18 protein-coding genes and 1 pseudogene are annotated in these 26,900 nt (G+C 35.4%); 6 read left to right on the plus strand and 13 right to left on the minus strand.

Annotation, left to right across the window (positions count from 1 at the left end):
- The first annotated feature begins 77 nt into the window (after nt 1-77).
- The 4 genes and pseudogenes from HUW50_RS21195 (at nt 78) to kynA (ending at nt 4,881) form a co-directional block, all read left to right on the plus strand.
- Nucleotides 78-1,209, plus strand: a pseudogene (locus HUW50_RS21195) (NADH-dependent flavin oxidoreductase).
- 895 nt (nt 1,210-2,104) lie between these two features.
- A complete protein-coding gene (gene kynU, locus HUW50_RS21200) occupies nt 2,105-3,385 on the plus strand; it encodes a kynureninase (RefSeq protein WP_066340654.1) in 1,281 nt (426 codons plus the stop codon).
- 12 nt (nt 3,386-3,397) lie between these two features.
- Entirely contained in the window at nt 3,398-4,051 is a 654-nt protein-coding gene (kynB, locus tag HUW50_RS21205; RefSeq protein ID WP_066340656.1) for an arylformamidase, read from the plus strand.
- Nucleotides 4,048-4,881 carry a tryptophan 2,3-dioxygenase gene (gene kynA / locus HUW50_RS21210; RefSeq protein ID WP_185653205.1) on the plus strand — a complete coding sequence of 278 codons (834 nt, stop codon included), beginning with the start codon at nt 4,048-4,050 and terminating at the stop codon, nt 4,879-4,881. Before kynB ends, kynA begins: the two co-directional genes overlap by 4 nt.
- A 452-nt stretch (nt 4,882-5,333) precedes the next feature.
- Here kynA and xerS read toward each other — a convergent pair whose 3' ends face one another.
- From xerS to HUW50_RS21245, 7 genes are all read right to left on the minus strand, one after another.
- The gene (gene xerS / locus HUW50_RS21215; RefSeq protein WP_066340665.1) at nt 5,334-6,422 is read right to left on the minus strand and encodes a tyrosine recombinase XerS; all 1,089 of its coding nucleotides are present in this window, start codon (nt 6,420-6,422) and stop codon (nt 5,334-5,336) included.
- A gap of 651 nt (nt 6,423-7,073) precedes the next feature.
- Entirely contained in the window at nt 7,074-8,054 is a 981-nt protein-coding gene (locus HUW50_RS21220) for an LLM class flavin-dependent oxidoreductase (RefSeq protein WP_066340668.1), read from the minus strand.
- Nucleotides 8,055-8,076: 22 nt separating this feature from the next.
- Nucleotides 8,077-8,358, minus strand: coding sequence for a DUF3219 family protein (locus HUW50_RS21225; protein WP_066340670.1), 282 nt, complete (start codon nt 8,356-8,358; stop codon nt 8,077-8,079).
- 435 nt (nt 8,359-8,793) lie between these two features.
- A complete protein-coding gene (locus HUW50_RS21230) occupies nt 8,794-9,216 on the minus strand; it encodes a YfmQ family protein (protein WP_066340672.1) in 423 nt (140 codons plus the stop codon).
- A gap of 145 nt (nt 9,217-9,361) precedes the next feature.
- Nucleotides 9,362-10,804: a MocR-like pyridoxine biosynthesis transcription factor PdxR gene (gene pdxR, locus HUW50_RS21235; protein ID WP_066340674.1), complete on the minus strand. Its 1,443-nt coding sequence runs from the start codon at nt 10,802-10,804 to the stop codon at nt 9,362-9,364.
- A 134-nt stretch (nt 10,805-10,938) separates the two neighbouring features.
- Nucleotides 10,939-11,130: a hypothetical protein gene (locus HUW50_RS21240; protein WP_185653206.1), complete on the minus strand. Its 192-nt coding sequence runs from the start codon at nt 11,128-11,130 to the stop codon at nt 10,939-10,941.
- Between the two features lie 297 nt (nt 11,131-11,427).
- Entirely contained in the window at nt 11,428-12,381 is a 954-nt protein-coding gene (locus HUW50_RS21245; protein WP_066340678.1) for a ribose-phosphate diphosphokinase, read from the minus strand.
- A gap of 302 nt (nt 12,382-12,683) precedes the next feature.
- Between HUW50_RS21245 and HUW50_RS21250 the strand changes: the two genes are divergently transcribed.
- A complete protein-coding gene (locus HUW50_RS21250; protein WP_066340681.1) occupies nt 12,684-12,899 on the plus strand; it encodes a hypothetical protein in 216 nt (71 codons plus the stop codon).
- Between the two features lie 216 nt (nt 12,900-13,115).
- Here HUW50_RS21250 and HUW50_RS21255 read toward each other — a convergent pair whose 3' ends face one another.
- The 4 genes from HUW50_RS21255 to HUW50_RS21270 form a co-directional block, all read right to left on the minus strand.
- Nucleotides 13,116-14,213: an alpha/beta hydrolase gene (locus HUW50_RS21255; RefSeq protein ID WP_232329109.1), complete on the minus strand. Its 1,098-nt coding sequence runs from the start codon at nt 14,211-14,213 to the stop codon at nt 13,116-13,118.
- A 450-nt stretch (nt 14,214-14,663) separates the two neighbouring features.
- A complete protein-coding gene (locus tag HUW50_RS21260) occupies nt 14,664-15,986 on the minus strand; it encodes a hypothetical protein (protein ID WP_066340687.1) in 1,323 nt (440 codons plus the stop codon).
- Nucleotides 15,979-17,121 (minus strand): DUF58 domain-containing protein, encoded by a 1,143-nt coding sequence (locus HUW50_RS21265; protein ID WP_066340695.1) that lies wholly within the window; start codon nt 17,119-17,121, stop codon nt 15,979-15,981. Before HUW50_RS21265 ends, HUW50_RS21260 begins: the two co-directional genes overlap by 8 nt.
- Nucleotides 17,118-18,092 carry an AAA family ATPase gene (locus HUW50_RS21270; protein ID WP_066340711.1) on the minus strand — a complete coding sequence of 325 codons (975 nt, stop codon included), beginning with the start codon at nt 18,090-18,092 and terminating at the stop codon, nt 17,118-17,120. The genes HUW50_RS21265 and HUW50_RS21270 overlap by 4 nt, the downstream gene beginning before the upstream one ends.
- Nucleotides 18,093-18,408: 316 nt before the next feature.
- Here HUW50_RS21270 and HUW50_RS21275 point away from each other — a divergent pair, with 316 nt between their 5' ends.
- The gene (locus tag HUW50_RS21275; RefSeq protein ID WP_157094539.1) at nt 18,409-18,555 is read left to right on the plus strand and encodes a hypothetical protein; all 147 of its coding nucleotides are present in this window, start codon (nt 18,409-18,411) and stop codon (nt 18,553-18,555) included.
- Between the two features lie 118 nt (nt 18,556-18,673).
- On the opposite strand, the gene HUW50_RS21280 is transcribed toward HUW50_RS21275, so the two are convergent.
- Both HUW50_RS21280 and pelA read right to left on the minus strand, forming a co-directional pair.
- Nucleotides 18,674-20,965: an Ig-like domain-containing protein gene (locus tag HUW50_RS21280; RefSeq protein ID WP_232329110.1), complete on the minus strand. Its 2,292-nt coding sequence runs from the start codon at nt 20,963-20,965 to the stop codon at nt 18,674-18,676.
- A gap of 110 nt (nt 20,966-21,075) precedes the next feature.
- On the minus strand, nt 21,076-26,325 hold the full coding sequence (pelA, locus tag HUW50_RS21285) for a pectate lyase (RefSeq protein ID WP_185653207.1): 5,250 nt from the start codon (nt 26,323-26,325) through the stop codon (nt 21,076-21,078).
- Between the last annotated feature and the right edge of the window lie 575 nt (nt 26,326-26,900).

A 26,900-nucleotide genomic window follows, 5' to 3' on the forward strand; every position in this document is an offset into this window, starting at 1 on the left:
AACCTATTCTTGCACCATTTAAATATATGAAGGTTGATGAGCCTTTACTAGAATACTATTCAGAAAGAGGTTATAAAATGAGCGGAAAATATAGCAACTTATTTAAATCTTTTACATTTAAAAACGGAATAACCCTTAATAATAGAGTAGTTATGGCGCCAATGACAACTTGGTCCAGTAATGATGATCACGGTTTCAGATGATGAATTATCCTATTACAAAAAAAGAGTAAACGGAGTAGGACTTGTTATTACAGGTTGTACACATGTTACTCCAAACGGGATCGGTTTTACAAATGAATTTGCAGCTTATGGTGATGAATTTCTGCCAGGATTACGCAAATTAGCTGATGCCGCGAAAAGTGGCGGAGCTCCTGCTATCCTTCAAATTTTCCATGCAGGTAACAAAGCACTCCCGGACTTGACACCAAATAGTGAGGTTGTTAGTTCCAGCGCTTTAGAGACTGAAGCAACTGGATTTGCCCCATCAGTTTTACCTAGAGAACTTTTACACGAGGAAATTTTAGATATCATCCATGCATTTGGAGAAACAACAAGAAGAGCAATTGAAGCAGGTTTTGACGGCGTTGAACTTCATGGTGCTCATGGGTTTTTAATGCAAAACTTCTTTTCTCCTTTCTTCAATAGACGAGAAGACCAATGGGGAGGAACTTTAGAAAATCGCATGCGTTTCCCACTGGCAATTGTTCAAGAAGTGAAAAAGGTGATTGAAAAGCATGCAACAAAACCGTTTATGTTAGGATACAGAATCTCTCCTGAAGAATCAGAAGAAGGAGGTTTGAGAATCACTGATACCTACGAATTAATTGAACGCCTGATTGAAGAAGATGTTACATATGTGCATGCTTCCTTGGTAAATGTACTTTCTTCAACACCAGTCGACAGTCAAAATGAAAAAACGTATCTTGAATTAATTGTTGACCATATACACGGCCGAGTTCCTGTACTGGCTGCTGGTTCTATGGTAACTCCGAATGATGTTGCAAAATCATTAGACAAGGGTCTTACCCTAGCTGCTATAGGCCACGCGTTAATCATGAATCCAGACTGGGTTAAAAAGGTTCAAAATGGACAAGAGTCTGAAATACAAACATCAATAAAGGCTACAAAGGTTAGTGAGCTTGAGCTTCCGGAAAAACTTTGGGGCATAATTCAAGCTTCAGGTCCATGGTTTAAGATCGAAGAATAAAATTAGAGAAAATTCGTATTTAAAGCAAGATATTTCTGAGGTAATGACGTAATAGGTATAGCCAAAAAATAGTGGTAATAGAAAGATTCGTTATCCATATCCTAGACAATCTGGATGGACAACCCACTATTGTGAGCAGGCATCTCAACGTACCCTCCTTTGAAACACCTGAACGCAATGTTAGGCTACAACTCTTTTTCTTTTTATAATGTCGCAGGATTTTTGAATTTGATTGTTGTGTTCACTTTACAATTTCATCCAATTAAAATGCGATTTTGATAGAGAAGGGGCGGGGGGTGAATCCTCTCGGATCATCAGGGTGAGAAGCTTCAGTTCCTTGGAAGGTAAGGGATTGGGGCTTTTTTGCTTTTTCACTAAAAACTGTCGAAAATTTCACAAATGAAAAATTGCACATTGACTCAGCAGTTGTATATTCAACAGTTCTTCGACAGCGGTAGGGATTGAATTCAAAACAACTCTCTCAAATAAGATCACAAATTGATCCCATTTAAAAATAATCCAATTCTATATTTTCGTTAGGGGATGATTCCTTTGATCAAAATTGGCATTTGGCATGATGATAGAGGGTACTCCAAAAATACTAGGCCATACATAATCTGGTAGGGATCCGCCAAGACTTGGTTGAATGAGCGGCTTCTTTTATTAAGATTGATGAATAGCTCCGTGACCACTTCTACGATTTTCAAATCAGCAGACGTTCCAGAAGGTTTCATCGAACCGATAAATACTACTTCGACACTAGAATCATATTGTTTAATTTTCTCAAAGATGTCAATAGGATCCTGGTAAACGACAAGGCGAATATCAATTCTAACAGAAGCATCGGGTAAATATAATGAATTTAATAATTCAGAATTTTTTATGAGGTGAAGAAATGACTGGGGATAAGAATATAAATAAGATTGAATTTGCTAAAAATAAAGATGCTGTGGATCCTTTAGCTCAATACAGAAATGAATTTTATATCGGTGATAAAATTTACTTAGATGGGAATTCACTTGGCCTATTATCAAAGCGAGCAGAACAATCTTTAATGAAAGTTTTTCATTCATGGAAGGAATATGGAATTGATGGATGGATGAAAGGAGATTATCCTTGGTTTGATCTATCACAACAGTTAGGAAAGCAGTTAGCACCATTGGTTGGAGCATATGAAAGCGAGGTAATCGTAACAGGTTCAACAACAGTTAACATCCATCAGCTCATTTCTACATTCTATAAACCTACTACCTCCCGCAACAAAATATTAGCGGATGATGCAACATTTCCATCCGATATTTACGCATTAAAAAGCCAAATTCAACTCAAGAGCTATCATCCAAAAGATGCACTCATTCAGGTGAAAAGCAAAGATGGAATTCTATATGAAGATGAAATTATCGAACATATGACAGATGATATTTCGTTGATCTTTTTACCAAGTGTGCTTTATCGCAGTGGTCAAATTTTAGATATAGAACGCTTGACACAGGAAGCACATAAACGTGGTATTCAAATTGGCTTTGATTTATGCCATTCAATAGGTGCAGTGCCTCATGACTTACATAAATGGGATGTAGACTTTGCAGTATGGTGCAATTATAAGCATATTAATGGAGGACCTGGCGCTGTTGCTGGTTTGTATGTAAACCAAAAATACTTTGGGAAAACACCTGGTATTGCAGGTTGGTTTAGTTCAAGGAAAGAAATACAGTTTGATATGAATCACAACCTTGAAGCAGCTGTTGATGCTGGTGCATATGAGATTGGAACGCCACATGTTTTAAGTATGGCTCCATTAATAGGGGCTTTAGAAATCTTCAATGAAGTTGGAATCAACAACATTCGTAAGAAATCACTTGAATTGACGAATTACTTTATTGAATTAATCGAACTTGAATTAAGTCAATACAAATTTAAGATTGTAAGTCCAATTGAAGAAGAAAAACGAGGTGCCCATATTTTACTAGAACACGAGCAATCAGCTAGTATTTGTAAAGCATTGAAAAGTCATGGAATTATACCAGATTTTAGAGCTCCTAATTTTATTAGACTAGGACCTGTTGCTCTATATAATTCTTTTTACGATATATGGAAAACGGTTAATGTGTTAAAGAAGATTATGGAAGAGGAGCAGTACAAAAATTTTGATAATACAAGAGAAATTATTGCGTAATGAGGTGAAAGGATGACTTCTGAAAAATGGATTGATATTTCTCAGCCACTTAGGGAAGATATAGCTCATTGGCCAGGCGACACGCCTTTTTCATACGAGGTTGTTTTTCGTAAAAGTGAAACGGGATCAGTTAATATTGGGAAAATGGTAACGAGTTTACATACTGGTACACATATTGATGCACCTTTTCACTTTTTGGAAAATGGAACACGTGTAACAGATTTAGACATTAATATTTTTATTGGTCCATGTCTAGTTATTGATGTTTCTCAACATGAACTGATCGATGTTGAGGTATTAAAAAAGTTTGAAATAAAAGGATCAAAACGAATATTGTTAAGAACGTCAGCAAGAAGGGATTTAACTGTGTTTCCCAAAAAAATTCCACTTCTTACTCTAGAAGCAATTGATTATTTAAAAAATCAGGACATTACATTAATTGGAATTGATTTACCTTCCGTCGATCAAATTGACAGTAAGGAACTACCAATCCATCATCGCATCTATAAACATGGGATATATATCCTTGAAAATGTTTTGCTTGATCATATTAAACCAGGTAAGTACGAGTTATCTGCCCTACCTCTTCCAATTGAATATGCGGACGGAAGCCTAGTTAGAGCAGCTGTTAGACCATTATCGAACAAGAATGGAGTGGGAGTATGAAAAAACCAACTGACGACGAAAAAAATATTGAAACGAATTTTAGGGATAAAATGACATATGGTGAATATCTGCAACTTGATTCCATTCTTTCCAGTCAAAAAAGATTATCAGATCATCATGATGAAATGTTATTTATCGTGATTCATCAAGTGAGCGAACTATGGATGAAGTTAATTCTTCATGAAATAACCGCAGCAAAACAAGCCATTTCTGATGGAGACTTACAAGTAAGTTTTAAAAAACTTGCACGTGTGTCACAAATTCAATCACAGATTATCAGAGCATGGGATGTTTTATCAACATTAACTCCATCAGAATATCTTGAGTTCAGAGGTGAACTGGGTAACTCCTCAGGATTTCAATCTTTTCAATATCGTTTAATCGAATTTGCTCTAGGTAACAAAACAGACTATATTTTAAAAATTTATGAGAAAGATTCAAAGCTATCAAAAGAACTTAATGAGGCTTACCAAGAACCAAGTTTGTATGATATTTCGATAAAAGCATTACAACGAGGTGGATTTGAAATCTCAGAGAATGTACTAAATCGTGATGTTACTCAACCATATCAACATGATCAAAGTGTGCAAGATGCTTGGACAACTGTTTATAAAAATATTGACAAGTACTGGGATTTATATCAACTTGCTGAAAAGCTTGTCGATATTGAAGACAGTTTACAACAATGGCGCTTCCGCCATATGAAGACCGTTGAAAGAATTATTGGATTCAAGATTGGAACAGGTGGCTCTTCTGGTGTCAATTACTTAAAACAAGTTCTTGATCAAAGATTTTTCCCAGAGCTATGGAATTTACGAACAGAATTGTAGGCTAATACAGAAAAGCCTTTAAAAGAGAAGGTGAATAAGGTGGCAAAGAAGGGAGGGGGTTAGATCATCCCAATCTGTTGACCGCTTATGATTCAGCAAGGTACAGTAAAAAATCTTCTAACGCTTTTTGAAATACCATTAGTCATGACGTCCAAATAGTTGATTATTTGGACGTAACGTACCAATATATTATATATATATCCAGTACCCAAAACGTATCGGACTGTACCAGAGAGTTAACAGGATGGTGCAGAACATTATCGTCAAGTTGACAATAGCAACTTGACAATAATGATTATTAAAGGAACTAGCCAAAATTCAGTAAATTTTAATTCTGTCTCAATTCCTTGAGTAAACTTAAGGTTTGAGATGAAATTTGATTATAATTTTTAACTTCCTAGAATATATATTATGTAAACTAGAATTTAAAAAATGGCCTTTAATGACCATTTTTACTCACCATGATCTTTCGGTATATCCATTCTGTCTACAGCACTCCTTAAATCATCATTTCTAATATGTGTATAGATCATCGTTGTTTGTATCGATGAATGTCCTAATTGTCTTCTTAGTTTAGGTACATCATTAATCTCTGAATGATATCTTGTTGCAAAAGAATGTCTTAATTTATGTACTGATAAGGCCGGTTTCCCGAAACCAATCGCATATTTTTCGATAAGCTTTTCAATTGAGCGTCCGGTTAGTCGTCTTGATTTTCCTTTAGGTCCCATGGGTGCTGCAACAAATAAAGATTTGTTATTTTTCTCAACACCATACCGATTTTCTCTAATTTTAAGGTATTGTTGTAGGTCATCCATAGCAATTTTACTAAAGAATACATATTGTTCTTTATTTCCTTTTCTTATTACTCGTGCTGAATATTTGCTGAAATCAATATCATCGATATCAAGGTTTACGACCTCTGAAAGTCGAAGACCTGACCCTAAAATTAAAGATACGATCGCTGTATCACGTTCTTGATTTAATTTATAAAAGTTAAGTAATTTCTTATTATCTTTAATGATTTCTCCGTAATCATGTGCAACAAACCGGCGAAATTTTTCATATTCATCACCAAGTAAAATTTTACCTTCCATTTTGTTGGCAGTTGTCTCCATACTTTCATTAAGTTCATTAAATTCAATTTTCGCCATGACATTTCGCTGGATATAAGGCTTTAAATCTCTAGTTTCTGCGATGTTTTGTAGATAATTAAACAGTGATTTTAAGGCTGATAGCTTACGATTAACGGTGATTTCTTTGTTGTTTAATTTGTACTGAAGAGCATACAAAAATCCTTCCACTTGTTGCACAGTCAATTTTTCTAATCTTTCCAATGGAATATCCTTAACTGCACCTGAAAAAAGTTGCTCTGAAATCATCCAGTTAAAAAAGATTTTATAATCATGACAATAATTTAGTAATGAAGCTGCAGAAAGTTTTCTTCGTTTATGATCGATATACTCTTCAACATACCATGGCAATTCCTTGAGCATAGATTGTAGTTTTTTATAATGTTGTTGCTGAGACTCACTAGCGATAAAATTTCACCTCGAATTCATTTATTCTATGTTTCTATTTTAAATTCTTTAGATTATTACGTCAAATTTATATTTTACGTAATAATCTTTAACATTAATAATCATTACCCTTTTACTAACCTGCTTCGTTTGTTCAAGGACGAAAAAGTCTACAGATTAGACAAGAAATTATGTACATTAAATTACGATTTATCAAAGGTATTTTGTACAAACTTTCCTGTCCTTTTACATCCCAACTGACGAGTTGACACAAAACTCCCTACAAATTAGTTTAGTTAGAAATAATGTGAAATTAGATCTTCAACACCTCGCGTTTCAATTGTTGAATAATCTATTCCTATTGAATAGTATATTTGTACTGTGCAGCAAATGGCTCTGTTAATTTTCATCTTTCTTCTTCAACAAAGCCCCCGTTACTTCAATAGATAGAACCCTCCATTATTCATTTAAAAAAAGAAAAGCTAAGGCGTCTAATCTACACCTTGCTTTTTTAAAAAATATTTCGTGCTTTGGCACTTATAAGGAAACGTTTCGCGCAGAAGAATTTTTCACCAATTTTAACACACTACTCCTTTTAATCTCTTCTACTCTAAAATGGAACTAAAGGGAAAAAAACGTTAATCATTCCACTCTCTTTTAATCTTAACTTTTTCATTTAATAAATTGTTCTGCGATTAATCGATATGATTGATGCTTATCCTTTGATGAATAAGTGATAGTTACAATCATGATTTCATCTGCTAATACATGAGATTGAATTTCTAATATTTTACTTTTCACCTCATTAGGATTACCTATAATCATTTTCTTTTTTATTCTTTCAATAGACTTTTGATTACGTAGATTTAATAGAATTTTTTTTGCCTCATCAACAGAAGGAACTCCTTTGTTTCCTTTCATACTCTCATTTTGTAGTTCCCAAACAATTGAACTTAAAGCAATTTCTTCTGCTTTTTGAGTAGTTTCTGCACATATTACTGATAAAGCCATAATGACGTATGGTTTTTGCCCTTTTTTTCTTGGTTGAAATGACTGACGATATTGTTGGACGATTTCTGTTCCGTTTTCATCACTCATAAATTGTCCGAAACTATAGGCTAAACCATTTTCCGCCGCAAAATTTCCACTTTTTCTACTTGTACCTAACATCCATAGATCAGGACTAATTTGCGGTATCGGAGAAGCCTCTAATACGGTCCCTTCATTATCTATGTATTTAATTAATTCGTTTACTAAATCAGGCATTTTATATACATGTTCCAAATAGTTATCCGATAATGCATTTGTTGCTTCAGCAGGACCACCCGGTGCCCTTCCAATCCCTACATCAATTCGATTAGGAAATAGAGTGGATAACATGTGATAGGTTTCTGCTACTTTATACGGCTTATAGTATGGCAATAAAACTGCTCCAGAGCCAATTCGTATATTTTTTGTATTTGCCCCAATATACCCTAACATTACCTCGGGCGCGGAGCATGCAAGCCCTGGCATTGCATGATGTTCAGCAATCCAATAACGTGAATATCCTAATGTCTCCCCTATACGTGCGAGATTCATTGATTCCTGTAATGCTTCATTTGCCGTTTGATTAGTTGAAATGGGAGACTGATCTAAAATGCTTAATTTCATAAGATGAAAATCCCCTTTTCTATTATTCCGCTTCTTTCAAAGTCAGTTTATATTCACCAATTTGCCCTTTTTCGTATAGATTCGTAATTGATGTTGAATATTCTTGAATCGTTCCGCGGAACTCAAGTTGTCTCTTGAGTACGATTACATCAAATGTTCCTTTGTATAATAACGTTGCTATGTCATGGTAGTTGTCATTTGTAACATAAAAAGTTACCGATATCTGAGTTTTACCTTCTATCTTTTTTTCATCATATTGTGTGATATTAATTTTAGTATCATTTAGTTGGATTTCTGTAACCATTTCATCATCGTCCCTTTCTAATAGATAACACATTCCTTATACATTTAACGTACTCTAACTTATAAATGACGCCGTATGATATAATTTTTCTAGATTATCGTGACGAATGTAAACTTTCTACGTTCGTCACAACCATGTAAAAAGTTAATCAACCGTTAGCTGTATTTTCAAGAATGTAACCAACTTACTTGTGACCCGCGCTTTTATTGAATTTGGTTTAGCGTAATCGATCAGTCATCATACTACTCAGGAAATCTACAATCCCATTCCCTATCATGAGTTCTTCTCTATCTTGATCAACTAGTACTTTTCTGATCGTATCTTCTTTTCCCTCCAGCACTTTACTTGTCCAATGAGGGTCAAGCAACGTGTTATTAGCTGCTTTTCCTTTAAGTTAGTCCCTAGTACTTGAATATTGGGCATTCCGCTTACTGATTATGCTAAATCCTCTGTTGCTAAGAAAGAACGTTTTTGGAGATTATCGGAACGCAGTCGATATGCGACTACTTTCTTCTTGAATGTCTTGACTACATCAACACGATCATTGTAAATGTACACAAATAACCTAATATTGTTTTTGCCTCTCGGAGTGTCAATGATCAATGGAGTTACACTGTTTTCTAGAGATGTGTAATATCGCTCTAAATATAATGCTTCGTTAAAATAATTAATAACTTGAATTTTGTCTGTACCTACCAAGTGTTTTCCATCGATGGTTACGGTGACAGTCTCGTTACTAAGTTTTTGATGCAATTCATACTTGCTGATAAGCCATTCCACAACACCGGTTGGAAGACAGGTCACTACTATTTTAAGTAAACCAGCAAGAATCAACAAAATTACAAAAGGCCAGGTCATTATTCTATCATCTCCGTTATATTTTAAATCAATTTTATAAGATAATTCATATTAAGGATTCATTATCATAATAAAGAGTTTTATAAAGTAAGATCTTTCAGTTACCTCTCTCCACTCTAAGTGCCCCTCTATTTTTAATCATTAATTAACGGTCTTGTTTTAAATGATTAAAGGATTCAGCAAACCTTACGATCCCTTTACGAATCAAATCTAATTGTCCCCGTCCATATGTAAATCGTATAAAGCCTTTATTAGAACCTAAGATGCTTCCAGGGACAAATGCAACTCCATTTTTGATCGATTCTTCAAGTAATTTATGCTCATTTATCGTTGGATTTACCTTACACCATAAGTGGATGCCTCCTTCTGGTGTTAGGAAATCCACCTGTTCCCCCATAATCTCCTTGAGACTTAAAACAAGCTCGTCTCTACGAAGTTTAAGTTGCTTTCGGATCATATTTATATGGGAATTGAAATATTCTGAACCCAAAAATTCATTTGCAATCCACTGCGGAAATACACTATGTCCAAAGTCTACTTGCTGTTTTGCATCCGCAAGACGTTGGATCACTTGTGGAGGGCCAATAATCCAGCCAATTCTTAATCCGGAAGCAACAATTTTTGATAATGAACTTATATATAGAACATTTCCATTTTCATCAAGCGATTTAAGAGTCGGATTGACTTCGTTATTGTAGGAAGTCAAACTGTAAGGATCATCTTCAATGATAGGAATACCGTATTCAGTAGATATCTCCAAAAATTTCTTGCGTCTTGAAAGGCTGAGAATAGTTCCTGTTGGATTTTGATAATCTGGATTCAAAAAGACCATCCGAATGCGATGCTTTTTATGCAATAAGAGCAAATCTTCAGGATTAGCACCGTTTTTATCAACTGGTAAAAGAAAAGTTCTTAATCCAGCAGATTGAAATAAAGGTAAAGAATACGTATATGATGGATCTTCGATTGCAACGGCATCCCCTGGTTTAAGCAAGCACTCTACAATTAAGTGAAGCGCTTGTTGTGCACCAGAAGTAATAAGAATGGAAGAAGTATCCGTTTTTATGTGTTTATTTTCTTTAACATGAGATACTAATGTTTTTCTAAGCTCATCATTTCCTTGTGGATGATCATAACCGAGGCTCCCTATGAAAGATTGAGTTGCCAAGATATTTTTAAAATGATTATCGGGCATTAACTCAGGTGATAATTCTCCACTTGCTAAATTCACTAAATCATTTTTTTGAATTTCTGATCGGATTCTCTGTACTAGTGGAAGGTTTGGTAAAAACGAGCCATCTTCCACATAGCGACCCCAGTTTGGGATACGTTTATGGGAAATCCCCCAAATATCAGTACTTACCCTCGTCCCGCTGCCTTTTTTTCTCTCTACTATGCCAAGAGACTGTAATTCCTCATATGCAGACACAATAGTGCTACGATTTACATTCAACTCTTTTGCTAATGTTCGTTCAGAAGGTAGAACACTATCAGCAGGAAATTGACCAGAGGAAATCCCATGTTCGATATATTCAGCTATTTGTTTGTAAATAGGTTTTTTATCTGTTCTGTCAGGTTTCCAATCCATTTTTTCCACCCTTGTCATTTTTATCTATAGTAGTTTAATTGCAAACCTTTAAAAGATAACAAAATAGAAATAAATATATAAAACCTTACACCTTGTTTTTTCATAAAGTGTAAGGTTTTATTTTATCTCATAATTTATCTAAGAGTAATATAAACACCAACAGCTATTATAGATAAAAAGATTACAATAGCATAGATAGAAGTCAATCTTGTTACATTTCCTTTTGCTTTTTTATTATAATCTTTATCATTGTCTTTTGCTGCAAGTATGGTACCTATTAATGCCGCTATAGCCAGAATAACAATTAATATAATAGCAATTGTCATAATTATATCCCCTTTATATAAAGATAATACTTCGTAAATTAAACATGACTATAGGTTAGTATATAGCTTAACTTAAGTTGATTAACCATCCAATTGAAGATTATTTAAACCATCCACTTCGGTAGTTTTTATATACTCGCTTTAGCAAAAAAATGTCAGGCTAAACAAAAAACCTTCGAAGATCAAGAAACACCTAATCTTCGAAGGCTTTTACTTCATATTAAAAAAATAATGATTAGCAAAGCAATTATTTTTATTTGATGGTGACAGGTATATAAAACCTATCAGAAATAAAAATTACTGAACTAGTTCATCCACAGATTGTTTTTCATGGATACGTTTAATCGCTTCACTAATTAAGGGAGCAACTGAAAGCTCAACTAACTTATCAATACGCTTCTCTTCAGGAAGTGTTATTGAGTCTGTTACAACTAGTTCTTTAATTTTAGAGTTCTGAATCCGCTCAATTGCTGGTCCTGATAAAACTGGATGTGTACAGCACGCATAAACTTCTTTTGCACCATTTTCTACAAGAGCGTTTGCTGCTAATGTAATTGTTCCTGCTGTGTCAATGATATCATCAATTAGAATCGCTGTTTTTCCTTCTATATTCCCTACGATATTCATGACTTCAACAACATTTGGTCTTGGACGTCTTTTGTCAATAATTGCAATAGGTGCTTTTAGCCTATCTGCTAATTTACGAGCACGAGTTACGCCGCCGTGATCTGGTGAAACGATGACAATATCATCTAATTGCTTATTTAGGAAATACTCTCCCAAAATAGGAACACCCATAAGATGGTCAATTGGTATATCAAAGAATCCTTGAATTTGTGGTGCATGCAGGTCAAGTGCAATAACACGAGTTGACCCAGCAGTTTCAAGTAGATTTGCGATAAGTTTTGCTGTGATTGGCTCTCTTGCTCTTGCTTTACGATCTTGTCTAGCATAGCCATAGTATGGAATAACCAGGTTGATTGTTTTTGCTGAAGCACGCTTTAAAGCATCTACCATTATTAAAAGCTCCATTAAATGTTCATTTACTGGGGAGCTAATTGATTGAATAATATAAACCTCACAACCACGAATACTTTCTTCAATATTAATTTGAATTTCTCCATCACTGAAGCGAGTAACAGAACACTTCCCTAAATCAACTCCAAGAATTTCGCCGATTTTTTTTGATAAAGCTGGGTCTGAGTTTAAGGAGAATATTTTTAAATTCGAATCTTCATAGTGCTTAGACATAATAAGGTGAAAACCTCCATAAGGTATTTTATATTTTAGCGATTTGCCTAATACTATTTTACACTATTAGCAAAACGTTCAATAGCTAGATCTAAAAAAATATTACTATAAATATTATAAAAAGGAATTTTTTTATCTATATCAGATCTCCATATCCAAAATCTGAGGGTTATATATAAATGTTTTATGACTGCGGTCTAAATCTATGTATTACCCAATATTTTATAAAGAGATGAAAAATGTCTTACCAACCTCATCCTCTTTTTTAAATATAAATATTAATGGAATGGAGTGATCTAAAGGTGTATGTAATTCATTTTATTGAAAATAATTCAGTACAATTAGTTCAGTTAGTCAACAATATTCCTTCTGTGGATGAAAATATAAAAATTAAAGGTCGCAAAGGGAAAGTTTTAAGTGTTAAGACAATTGAAGAAAACAAAGTTCTTGTTAACGTCTTGTTTGAAAAGGTGAATAAAAACCAACCAAATATAAAAGATACGAAGAAAAAGCGATAACTAATCCTATTATGTTACGATCCTTAAAAATACTCCCTTTCCATCATTAAATTATAAACCACTCCCAATCTGGGAAATTCTTTAGATAATTGATAGCGAAAATTTTCAAGCTTTTAAGGAAATAAGAGATGACCGAAGTAGCGGGTGAAAGTCATCTCTTATTTTGTCATTTGAGAAAATGAGTTGCATTGATAAAACTTTAATTGTTACACTTTTTTACCAGGATTCAAACTTGGTTAATGCTTGCTTTCCGAGTAAATAGCCGCCTATTGCGTATGCCTCTCCTCGCTCCTGAATGGCTTCAAGAGTCTTTTGGTGTTCATATATTTGTAAGTCATATGTGGTGTATGCAATCTCTTCACTAAACGCTTTATTCAAATAAATGGCTGCCTCTTGTAACGCATGATTTCCCCGATCCATGACCTCATAAAAAGACACAAATCCATGCATAACACCATTATAGCGGATAGATTTAACTGGTACACCGTATTCTGATAACCTTTTACCGTAGGCTTCTCCTTCATCACGTAATGGATCAAACTCTGCTGTAATAATAAGTGAGGGAGGAAGGTTAGAAAGATTGTCTGCTTGTAAAGGGGATGTATATGGGTTAGACCACATTTCCTTGTTTGGCGTATAATACTTTCTTGCTTTTAACATAACGTTTCTTGAGATTAAATAATAACCACTGTCGTACATTTCTCTAGAATTAAACGCAACATCTTTGAATGTCGTAAGTGGATAAAACAGTGCTTGAGCAGTTATGGCAGGCCCTTTACGATCACGTGCCATCATGGCAACTACAGTGGCTATATTACCTCCTGCACTGTCCCCTACAATAGCAACCTTGTTTGGATTGCCATTATACGTCTTGGCATTTTCTACAGCCCAAAGTAAGGCTTCATAACTATCCTCTGTGGCTGTCGGAAATGGATGTTCTGGTGCCAGACGATAACCAACAGAAATGACAACACTACCTGTTTTATTGGCAAGAGCTCGAACAATATTATCATGGGTATTGATATCCCCATACCCTTCTAAAAATGCACCACCGTGGTAATAGATGATAATTGGATGTGGTCCAGAAATCTTTGGTTCATATATACGAATTGGTATTTCTGCTCCATCTGACATGGGGATGTACTTTGTCTCTCGGTTATAACTTGAGGTTCCTGATGCCGTTAAAAATTTTGGTGGCTTCATACCAGATGTAACAAGATTTTTATCCACTGCATGTAACAACACAGCTGTTTTTGCTGGTACTTTTCCAGCTTCTGTATGACTCCATTGTTCAACAACAACAATTATCATCATACAACATAATATCACCACTGCAATAAACGTGAGGATGAAGCTTTTTATTCGTTTTTTCATGTCTTTAGCTGTTAAAAGCCTTACCCTCCTTTATATAATTAAGTTTTTAATAGTTTGGATGGATAATGAATAGAATGAATGACTAGCACTTTCATGTCTAATTTAGACTCTATTCCTTTAACCAGTTTGAAAAAGGGAGATTCGTATCGTGTTCTCTTCCTTAAAAACCTTACACATGCGTCTGTTCATATTATACTAGAATCCTCAATTTCGGTGGCCTCTTTTAGACTATCACCATATATTACCTTGATTGGTTATCTCCTTTATCTCTTATTAGTTAAGACGATGATGAAACTATATATTTATATTTTCAAAATGATAAAAGCCTGACTTGATGTTTAATCACATGCAAGTCAGGCTTCACTCCCTTTAGGACTATTAATATAAAATTTAATCTTTCTTTATTGATTTCAAAAGTAATGAAACCTCCTCAAGTTCGTGCAAACTTAAGTCCTGTTTCCCATATCTTGCTTTACCATAGGATTTTAGTAAGATTTTTAGCTCATTTTGATTTTTATTTTTATTTACTTCACTTATAATCTCGTATGGTGTATGGGACACTTTTAAGATAAATCCTTGCTTAACTTTATTTTCAACCAATAGCCGATAAACATAGCGGACTTTTTCGCGGTCGGATAAATCTTCCCACTTTGGTTTACGATTGAATAAGTGAAAAATCAATTCCTTTGTTTGATTTTTCTTATCATGACCCCATTTTTTTATATTAATAAGACTTTCCTTTTCGTCAAAATATTGGATTCCTTCCTCTTGTTCGCGGTGACCTAAATGAAAGATTTGGTTTAAGAAATTTAAAACCCATTTCAAACCCTTTTTAAGAAAATAACCTAATTTCTTCCCAGCAAAAATGATGAGAGCGACACTAACAATGAGTGCTAATGAATAAAATGTAAACTGCATAATTTTATCCAAAATGACAGCAATTGTGGAAGGCTCTCCTCCCTCTAAAACCGGAGTGGCTGATTCAGCAGGTGGAGGTGCACTTTCAATAGGCCCATTTTTTTCAAAGATGGATAGGATTGAGAGAATCGTAGATATAATTGCTACAGTAGCTTTATAAAGGAATAATTGGATAAGCTTAAAGTTGGTTATGACAGCAATTATACTAATGAAAATTAAAATATAGGCTTGGTTTTTACGTTTAATTGAGCCATTCACAAACGGTTTTTTTTGTTTTGATAAGGTTGAAGATGTTAATGAATTACTATTAGAAGTGAATAAAGTGATTACGACCAGTAGAAGGCCAGTCCATGTGATGATTTTAAGATATGGAGATAAGTGATCTATAAATCGATACACAAAGTAAGCTAAAAAGTATATAGGAAACCCAAACATCCATAGTTTAGGAAAAGAAAATAATTTATCTATTTCCCGTTCTGCATATAGGATACTACGGTAAAAAATGATGCAATTACAAATAAAAACAACTAAATAAGATAACAGATTTTCATAAAAGAGAATAGCAGAACATGCACTTATGAGAATAGTAAATACAAGATAGATCATTCGTTTTTTATCTTGGACAAATACCCTAAATAAGTAACCGAAAATAAATAGAATCGGCAAATGTGCAATCCAAAGTAGAGGTCTGGGAACAAAATATATGCCAAGTAATAGAACTAGTGGGAAGATAAGAATGAGTTCACTCATTCCTAATATCCATTTCTCTAAAATTGCTCGGGCTTTATTAGGCATAATATTCACCCTCCCCCTGCCTGTCTTTATTATCATTAGGCTGGTCAGTCAGCATTAATATTTCAATTTTGTTACCTTGAGTTTCAAGCATTCGGATATTATCTTGTATATTTGCTGTTAATAGTGAAGTAATTATTAGAATATCTGCATTTTTACGGTTTATCATATCTTCCATTAAAAATCGATTAAAGCTCATACTTCTATCCATGCTTAGTTTGGCCATTGTATCGTATAACTGTGTTAGCTGATATTTCCCATTCTTCGGCTCAATGCGTACAGATTCCTTTACATTATTTTCTAATGCTTGCCCAAATGGTTCAACAAAATAGGAGTTACATCCAAATCCTGTGTTTATTCCTTTCGATATTGAATGTTGTGCGATGGAAGCAGCATAAGATATACCCTTTTCAATTAATGTTGTGTTTTGAATAGGCATCCAAATATCCTCTGTTTCATCAAAATTTAGATAAATCATTAGGTGGTGGTCAGCCGTGTAATCCCTTTTACTAACCTGTAAGCTTCCTGTCCGAGCTGTTGCTTTCCAATTTACCGAATTCATTGAGTCACCATATGAATATTCTCGTACGCCAGCAATAACAAAGGGATCGTCAATAATCCACCTTCTCACCATAATATCGCCAAGCCAACTATGAGAAGGTAAAGGTATGTCTTCGATTGGAATGATTTCAGGATACACCGTTACGGTTGCTTTAGCGTTAAAGTTATCAAAGCTCTCACTGAAACCAAGTACATCTCCAAGTGTCAAAGATATTGTCTTAAGTTCATAATATCCCCGTTTCATACAGCATACTTTATGTCTTCTTGTTATTTTTTGATAGGGCAACAGGCTAAATAATGTTCTATGAAATTCTTCCCTTAGTTCCTCAGTTGATTGATCTTGTTTTCCTAAAAATTTTAAATTTTGATCAATTTTTGATTCTAATCGTAACCATGGTATTGGAAGAAGTTTATTATTTGAGATTTCATCGATCATTTCTATCTCTTCCCCAGCGAATACTGTATCCTTATTAAAAAAACGTTTGTATTGCAAACGAACTAAGCCCCATTTATTAAAAATAAAGCTTTGAATCACACTTATAAGGCATGTAATAAAAATAAACCAGGCAATACTCATCTATGAATGATCCCTTTCATAAGTTCTTCCTCTGCAGGAACTGGTACCGCTTCCAATATTTCATCTAATATTATATCAACTTGATCAATCTTTGATCTCAGCATAGAATTTAATAGAATTCTGTGACCTAAAACCGGTTTAACCATTGCCTTTACATCATCAGGACTCACATAATCACGGTCTTTAAGAATTGCATAAACTTGGACAGCTTTTAACAATGCTTGGCTCCCACGAGGACTAATTCCTAATTCAATCGCTTGATGGTTTCTAGTTTTTTCTACTATATTCATGATGTATTGGAGAATATCTTCATTTACATAAATTTTAGAATATAGGTCTTGAGCAGCAACAATATCCTCCCTATTTATGACAGGATTCATCTTTTCAAGCGGATTATTTTCTTTAAAACGCTTTAAAATATTTATTCCTTCTTGCTTGGATGGATAGCCTAACTTTACCTTTATTAAAAAGCGATCGAGTTGTGCTTCGGGTAATGGGAAGGTTCCTTGGTTTTCGACAGGATTTTGCGTAGCAATCACCATAAATGGACGATCTAATACATGTGTTTCACCGTCAATTGTTGCCTGTCTTTCCTCCATACACTCCAATAAACTAGATTGTGTTCTTGGGGTTGCCCGATTTATTTCGTCTGCTAGGACAATATTCGAAAAAATCGGTCCTGATCGAAATTCAAATTCCCCCTTTTTTTGATTGTAAAAATTAATACCTGTCACATCGGTAGGTAATAAATCCGGTGTGAATTGTATCCGTTTAAATGAGCAATCCAAGGATTTAGCCATCGTTTTTGCTAATAAAGTCTTTCCTGTTCCTGGGACATCCTCCAATAGTACATGTCCAGATGAGATTAAGGCAACAAGCAGCTGGTCGATCTGCTCCTCTTTCCCGATTACAACTTTTTGGATGTTCTCTTTTACTTTGGATGCTATTCCTTGTATATAATTTAGGTTCATTTCACTTCTCCTCTTTTCTTTTTATAATGTGATCCTCACTGATGTGATCATAATAAGCACATCTGTATTGAATTTGACGTAATCTTCTGATTTCCTTTCAGTAATGGGATATTCTTTCGAAAAATTGTAAATAAGATCTGTTTTGAAGAGGAAACGAGTGGGAATAAATACTGAAGAACAGATAATATGAAAGCTGATCTGTTACTCTGTTGATTTATTAATGCAAACCTTACATTCAATTTATAAAAAAACGATAAATATTTTCATGAAAATAACCAATCCTATTTATGATCAATAAGAAAAGGAGAATGATGAAATGGGCAACCAAAGTGATGGCCGACAAATTCGTTCAAGAGCTGAAAAAAGAGCAATTGAAAACGGACAAGATGTTGAAGTGAAGGAATTTTCCAGAGGAAACGGAAGTCAAAACAACAGAATTCCGAATAAAAATAAAAATTCTTAAAGCTATTGTATCCTATGGCAAAAGACTGAACCCTGTATTTATTCAGAGTTCAGTCTTTTTATGCATATTTCAGTCTTTCTTCTAGTTACCCAGTTAAAATATTTGGCACCAACTCAACCTATTTATCTATTTTACTTATATCTCCTATAAGCGAAATGTTAGAAAAAGTGGCTGTATTATAATTTGCAATTTGACTCGTATTTTTAGCACCATCTACCGCAAATCCTATATACACATCTTCACCCATTTTGATTTCTTTTCGACCAACTTCTGTCCAATTTTCTCCATCTTCTGAAGCATACCCTATTAATAGATCACCATTTCTTATAATTTTTAACCAGTAAGGCAGTGTTGTCCCATTAAGGGATGGTAAGCCAATTTCCTCAGGTCGATCGTTTTCACCTGGTGCAAGAATTGGCTCGCCGTTATTAGTTCGCGTAGAAAAATGGACTGAATAAGGTGTATCCTGTTTATCAGCTTTCACTACCGACGTACTGATGATCGCTGTAGCTGCATCTTTTTCAAGACTATCACGTATCATTAGGCCCGAAATAGCATTGTTGTCAACCTTTGTTAGTGAATCTATTCTTGCTACCAGTTCTGCGTCTCCTGTTACTTCCTTAAAGGCAAAATGAAAGGCGTCAACTCTTTGATCAATGCGACCTGAGCCTTTGACTGTAAGTCCTTCATTCGTCTTAGTTGTAATACCTTTTATTTGTACTTTTCCAATATCTTTTGCGGTCCAATCTCTTGATTGATTTACTGTATTAACATGAATTGGCATAGAGGTTGTCTGTGTAGCATTTCCGTTTTTGTCAATTGCTTTTGCTGTTATATACCATGTACCATCAGGGGCATTTTTCCAGTAAAAATCAAATGTACCATTTGAAGATTCTCCAATCTTTTCATCATTACGATAATATTCGACTTTGGAAATAGTTCGTTTATCTTTTAGCTTAACTTTCATTCTCACGGTAGAACCTGCTTTATAAATACCGTTCATTTTAGGTGATAGAAGGTCTATCTCTGGATTATCAGCTTGCTTATCTATTAAAACAAGTGAGTTTAAATATAATTCTAAATTCGAATAACCTGATGCTGTAATGTCCTTCCCATCAGCAATATTGTTAGGATTTAATCCTTTGGCTTCTTCCCATAAATTCGGTATCCCATCATGGTCTGTATCAATTGGTGCTTTGGCCGATTTCAATTCAGGATAACCGCCTACTTCCCATTCATTATTAATTAATCTACCGGTGCCGTTTTTAACATCATTAACAATACGCGCATCCACGGCATCTCTACGCGGATATGTTGCACCTGATTTTTTAAGTACCTCTTCATAGGCTTTCTCAGCAGGCTTTATGTTTAATGTATCGTGCCCAAGCACTTCATAAGGAGAGTCGGAAAAAACGGTACCATCTTTGATTTCTTCCATTCCTAACGTATTATCTTCTGTTACAGCCTTATTTCCATACATATAGTTACCTTTCACATAAAACCAGCTAGATCTGCCGTTTTGACCAGGGCTAACCACACGCTTAATTACTTTTTCGTGAGTAGCTGGTCCTGGCTTATAATAATTATTGATCATATTATTCTCCTGATCATTCCCACCATAGGTAGAGTTAAATCCCCAATTATAAATGACATTGTTGACCATATCTGTACTAGAAATCGGATGTAGTTTATTTCCTGAATTCCCTAGTGCAGGAAGGCGACTTGTATGGCTAGCAATTAAGTTATTGGCAAAAGTGGCATTCTCACCGCCCCATATTCCACCATAACCATGTCTTCCTTTCACATGACCTGAGATATACAAACTCTCACTAATTATGCTCCATTGTAGTGTTGTATTTTCATTTCGATAAAAAGACAGTGTTTCATCAACAGACCAGCTAGTTGAAATATGATCCACCATCGCATTCTTGACATCACGTCCACCAAACGCATCAGGCTCTGACTCAATATTTGTGCTACCAGGTCTAAATCTCATATAGCGGACTATTATATTTTCAGAACCAGAGATATCGGTTCCAAAACCTGCAACAGCAATTCCATCACCTGGAGCTGTTTGACCAGCGATTGTTAAGTTTTTTTGTTTAATCTTCAAGCTTTGCTTAAGATGAATTGTACCAGATACTCGAAAGACGATAGTTCGATTTCCTTGACTAACTGCATCTCTTAATGTTCCTTTAATAGGAAGATCACCCTCACCATAATCATCTAAGGTCGTCACTTCATAAACGTCGTAGCCACGTCCACCACTTGTATACATTCCCCCGCCTTCAGCTCCTGGGAATGCTAGAACCTTGTTAGCTTCCGCTTGGCCTTCTTGAGGAATAAATGAAATTTCTAATAACCCAAATAATAATACTACCGTTGTTACCATTAGAGTAAACCTTTTCACTATTTATCCTCCTTAAGCAGACTGCCAGGTGGCAGCTCTGCTTTTTTTACAACAATCTATTTGTAAAATTGCATATGAAGGTCATAATGCCAACCTGAGAAAAAACTTTGTCATTCCTGTGCTGAAAAGCCATCTTCTACTTTAAATAAACTTCCTATTTTCAAAGATTCACCCGTCGCATTTTGCGAACGATCATCAACGACTTTCACATATACACGGTTTTCGTAATAACCTGTTGTATTTGTAACATCTAGTAATTTTTGTGGCCATTCTCCTGCCCAGCGGTAACCGTCTCTTCTTTCTTGTTCAATTTCTAGTATATTGTGTTTGATTAAACCATCTCTACCTGAAAAGATTGGACGATTGGTGCCGATCTCATAAAATCGATACCAAGTGTTGCTTGCTGAATCAGGATAAAAGTATTGTCCTGCAGGATCCCCTGAAACATACTTCATCTCTTCAATTTTCGCTTCTTCAAACCAGTTTATTGCACCATCGATTGCAGACTGAATTTCTATTGAAGGGTTTGGAAGTGACATCAAATACTGGACTACCCCAACTGATTCGGAACCTGAAAGAGATGGATGTTCATAGGAACGTGCTTCTTTTGGTTCGTACGTAACTGGATCATGTTGTGCACACCATGCTGTTAATTCACCATTCACCTTGATTTGGGATTTTAAAATATAATCCACTCCATGGTTTAATGAAAGCTTGGTCTGTTCTGAAAGCTCCTTATTAACAATGTCTGAATTAAATGGAAACTTCTTTTGCGAGACCATTGTTAGTACATTCATAACACGAACCATCGCATTATCGTTATACGTAACATAGTCCGAGTAGTTGCCTCTTGCAGGATATACTTGCGGCCATCCACCGCTATCATATTGAGCCTCAAGTAAATAATGGATACCTTTTAAAACAGAGTCTTTATATCGAATATCACCTGTTTCCTTATACATTAAAGCTAAGAAGAGTATCTCATTTGTTGTTGCATTATTATCAATGACACCCAATTCACCATGTTCAGGAGTATACATTTCGGATTTAGGTTCTTGACCATCCCAAGGTCGATTGTATTTATCCTCCATGTTTTTATACCATCCGCCATGATCCATTTGCCAGGATAATAGAGCATCAGCCTGTTTACGATCATTTTCTTTATTTCCGGTATAATAGGCAGCATTGAGGTACGGTATATCGTATGGATCTTCATTGAGTTGCTTCGTGATTGTACCATCCGTGTTAAATACTTCCTTGGTTTTAATAACAGCTACTGTTTGCTTGTCTTTATTAACTCTAGTGGAAATACTTTCCACTGTCATATTTGGTTTAAGATTGGGATCAAGATCAGCCCAATCGTTGGTTGCAGTCTGCAGTTCGATATCACTAGAATTGAAGTTTTTCAGTTTACTATTAAATGTTACTTCAACGGTATTCGGGCTTGTTGCTTCACTTTTAATGATGTTTATTGGTCCGTCTGGTACAGCATTCCCTTTCGGAACAATTTTGAAAACGACAGGTTCGGACTCATTTCCCGCAAGATCAACAGCAGTCAGCGTTATGGTATTTAATCCAGGTTCAAGATCTACATTTGAGTTAAAAGTATAATCCGCAGAGGCTTGTATTGCCTTCTTATTAACAAGTATAGTGCCAGCTTCACTTAACTTACCTGTTAGTGGAAACGGATTGTAAATCGTATTATAGTGATTTCCATTTTTCTCAAGCTTATGTTCATCTACTGTAATAACAGGTTTGACATGATCATAAACAACTTTTACGACAGATGGGATACTGCGATTTCCATCTGTATCACGCGCTTGAACGGTGATTATGTTCAATCCCTCATTTAATTGAACAGTTGTGTTAAATTTGAAGTCTTCTTGTAGTGAAATTTCCTTCTCATTAACTGAAACGATTGCTTCTTTGTTTACTATTCCTGTAATTGTAAATTCAGCTTTATTGACAAAAGCATCTTTCTGATCGATCGTAATAGTCGGTGGTGCTATATCTGATAATGGAATAATACCTATTCGAGTAGGGTCCCATCCATCCGTTCCTTTCAATATATTTTGAACAGTATATTGATTAGCTTCCTCTGGTGTTAATTGCTTTGTCCAAGGATCACGTTCTTTTGGGTTAGCCCCCACGCCTTTGCTATTATATTCTGAATACCTCGCTGTTTTTTCATTTCCTTCATTTCCCCAATTATCCCAACCATCAGATGCAATTGATGCATCGATCTCTGAATTGATAAAAGTAACAGATGAATATGGGCGCCAAGGTCTTCCGAAACGAACTCCTTCTACACCTCCGTCAGCAGTAATAGTAGAATTCAAAAAGACATATCCAAATTTACTGTCCTGAGGGGTGCTAGCCGCTGTTAGCATTCCACCATCACGTTTACTATGGATTTGGCAATCCTCAAATACTGCTGTTGCTGGACCGAAGATGAAATCGACATCACCTTCAATATAGCAGCCTTGATAATATTGTCTTGAGAGATGTGTATACAATGTATCTTGAAAACCTAAAAATTTTACGTTTTCAAAGTAGGCGCGATCACCCTGAACATACGCTGCAACCGCCTGACCTGTACCTTGTCCAGAATCATTCTGGATGGTTAAATTTTTAGCAATAAAATCATTTGAATAAATAAAAATACTTGAACTTTTCGAGGTGCCTAATGGATTGCCATCAGGACCTAGTGTGTTTGCATTATCACTATAAACAAGAACAGTACCTTCTTTACTTTCACCTACTAAACTAAGGTTTGTTTTACTCTTTGGTATCGTTATTTTTTCACGATATTCACCATCCTTTAGGTAAATCACATGCCGTTTAGAACTGTTATCAGGTGCAGCATCAATGGCTTCTTGAACGGTTTTAAAATCTCCACCCTCTTTTGCTACAATTGTTACCTTCGCAGGAGTAACGGCTATAGGAGAGGATTCGAAGCTTTCTCCCTTCTCATTTACAGCTGATATGACATAGTCATAGGTTTCACCATTTGTAACGTTGACATCTTGAAAACTAGTAAGATGAACATTAGTTGCAACTACTTCATATTCCCTGCTATCAAACGAACCACGTTTAATGTTATATGTGTCAGCCCCACTTATAGTAGACCATGTTAATATAACCTGGTTATCACCTGCAGTTGCTTCAATTCCACTTGGAATGGCTGGTACTCCATTCCCTGGCATACCAACTGCGCTTATAGGATTGGAATTTGTACTAGTAGTTGTTTCGTTTTTTGCAGCTACAACATAGTAATACCTCTCCCCATTTGATATTTCAGTATCAGTATAGTTCGTTTCCGTTACCCCACTTTTAATCATTTCATAGGACATTCCCTTTTCCTTACTGCGTAAGATTTGGTAGGATGTTGCCCCTTTAACTGATGCCCAATTGATTGTTACCTCTCCATGGCCATCACTTGCTGACAATCCGGTTGGAGCTTGAAGTGGAGTCACAGGTGACGCACTTACTTCTTTAGAATTCGTGCTCTCTCCTCCAATATTTTCTGCCGTTACAACATAATAATAATTCGTCCCATTTTCTAAACCAGTATCACGAAAGTTAGTTCCCTCAATATTGTCAGCAATTGTCTGATATGGTCCTTCTTTTTCTGTACTTCGTTTAATAGTATACGTTTCTTTTGGACCGGCATTATTTTCATCGATGCCAAGTGCCCATTTGACTGACTCATCAATCAACTTCCAACCGTTTTCTGTCACGAAACCTTCCTGGCCCGCAAATAAAAATGTAGCTACTTGACGTGCTGGTACAGGATCACCCTTCATATTTTTAGAACCCTTTTCATACGCAAAAATCGTTGCTTTGCTGTCATCATCTTCTGCAGTTGCAATCACGATCGCTTCATCAGAAGGTGCACCAAAATTGACTTTACCAGGTTGAGTGTAAACATCGATCATGCCACTTAGACCAGCAGCAAGTGGATGGTTACTCAATTTAATATTAAATGAGGTTTGGTTATCAAAGCTTCCAAATGCTCCAGAAGTAGATGCACTCAAACTGACATCATCTAAGACATAAGGTTCTGCATATATAACTGGTACAGGGGAATTCATGAATTTTTTCCCAATATAGCTTGAGCCTGAGGATTCTCCAATAAATACTAAATCATAAATAGGTGCATCTTCAGTTTTTACTTCGTTATCCTTTTTAAAAGAGACAGTGTATCCAAGTGATTCTAAATGATCAATCGTTTTTTCATCAGCAGTAGTCCCTGTACCCACAAATAAAATCGACTTTGTTTGACCAGATGTTTTCCAGCTCAAATCAATCTGACTATCTCTAGGGAGAACCGTTAGATCGATTGGAGGTAAAGGTGGATTTGGTATTTCAGTTGGTGTAACACTAACCTGGTTTGAAAGTTTACTTTCTCCGACTGAATTTACAGCAGAGACAACATAATAATAGGTTTTATTATTTACTAGCTTACTATCGACAAAGCGTGTCTCTGTTATGTTTGTAGCAATAACTTCATAGGGTCCGCCATTATTCGTACTTCTCTTGATATTATACGAAGAAGCACCTTTGGCAGGGATCCAATTTAGTTCAGCTACTTGATCACCGAATATTGCTGATAAGCCCTTTGGTGAATCAGTAGGTTCAACAAATACTTGTAGATTGTCCCAATACAAATCCCCAACAGATGATCCAGCCGTTTGCGCTTCAATTGCATCTAAACGATCAACCGCTTGGTAAAAGGGAATGTTACCTGTATATTTGCCATTAATATAGATGTCTGCTGAATCATTCACTACATCGACTAATAGTTTTAAGTGATACCATACATTTGATTCTAATGGAATATTATTCTCACCATCATAAGAGAGTTGTTTAAAAGCTCCATCACTCCCCTTATAACCAAGGTTTCCGCCTGAAACCTCAAGAATTATGCCTGATTTTCCATGTTCTTTATCTTCTAGTCGTAAGGGATATGAATTCCCTACTGCTTTTGGTTCCATCATAGTTAATTCAATTACAAAACTCCCAGCTTGTTGATCAAATGTTTTTGTAACAATTGTTCTAGCTCGTTTAGACGAACCACTATCATTATCAAATACTCGTAACCCTCTAGCAGAAGTGTTGCCTATAGAATCAACGGGTACATCGTCAACAAATACAGCGCTTGTTTCTTCAGTAACTCCCTCTTGTGAGGCACTATGAATATACCCAGCTGGTAAACTTCCAACTGTTTCATTCTCGAAATCATCACTAATAATAGAATTTACAGCTGGTTGATCAACTGTTGCTGCGAGGCTGACTCCACTCTGAAAAATTGGAAATAGTAGTATTAAGCATAAAAATACACACATAAATTTTTTCATTCATTTCCTCCCTTATTCATACCGTTCGACTTTTTACTTCTGATTTAATTCGTTAGCACGTCATCTATTCGTATTTATAAGTGACGAGTTTGGAATTTACCCCCTTCCTTCATCATAAAGCCTTCTGTTATATTTCCTGGCTTCTTCCTACAATACCAAGTTAAGTTATTCTCTAGCATTACGTATACAATCATGCTGTAAGAAACATACTATTTATCTCGTCAGAAAACGCTTACAAACTCTTGTCTGATATAAAGATTACTTTTTCATATAAATGATTATTGCTCATTTAATTATGTCTCGATTGTTCCTTACACTCGGATCCTTTCTAAAATGTTTGGAATTCACGAATAAGGAGCTGGGCAGATGGGCAAAGGTTGGGCACAAAACTTTTTTATGTCATTTAGAATACCTCCTGGTTACTGACTTAGCTATCACAGTAGAGTAGTAGGTTCGACAAAGGTGAGATTTCTTAGTTTTACCTTTTTGCAACATTATGTTTATATTGGGTAAAACATAAGAAGCTTCCTGTTAAAAAGGAAGCTTCTTATTTGTTGTTTGAAAAATTGTCTTTT

This window comes from Metabacillus sp. KUDC1714, from assembly GCF_014217835.1.
Lineage (GTDB): Bacteria > Bacillota > Bacilli > Bacillales > Bacillaceae > Metabacillus > Metabacillus rhizosphaerae.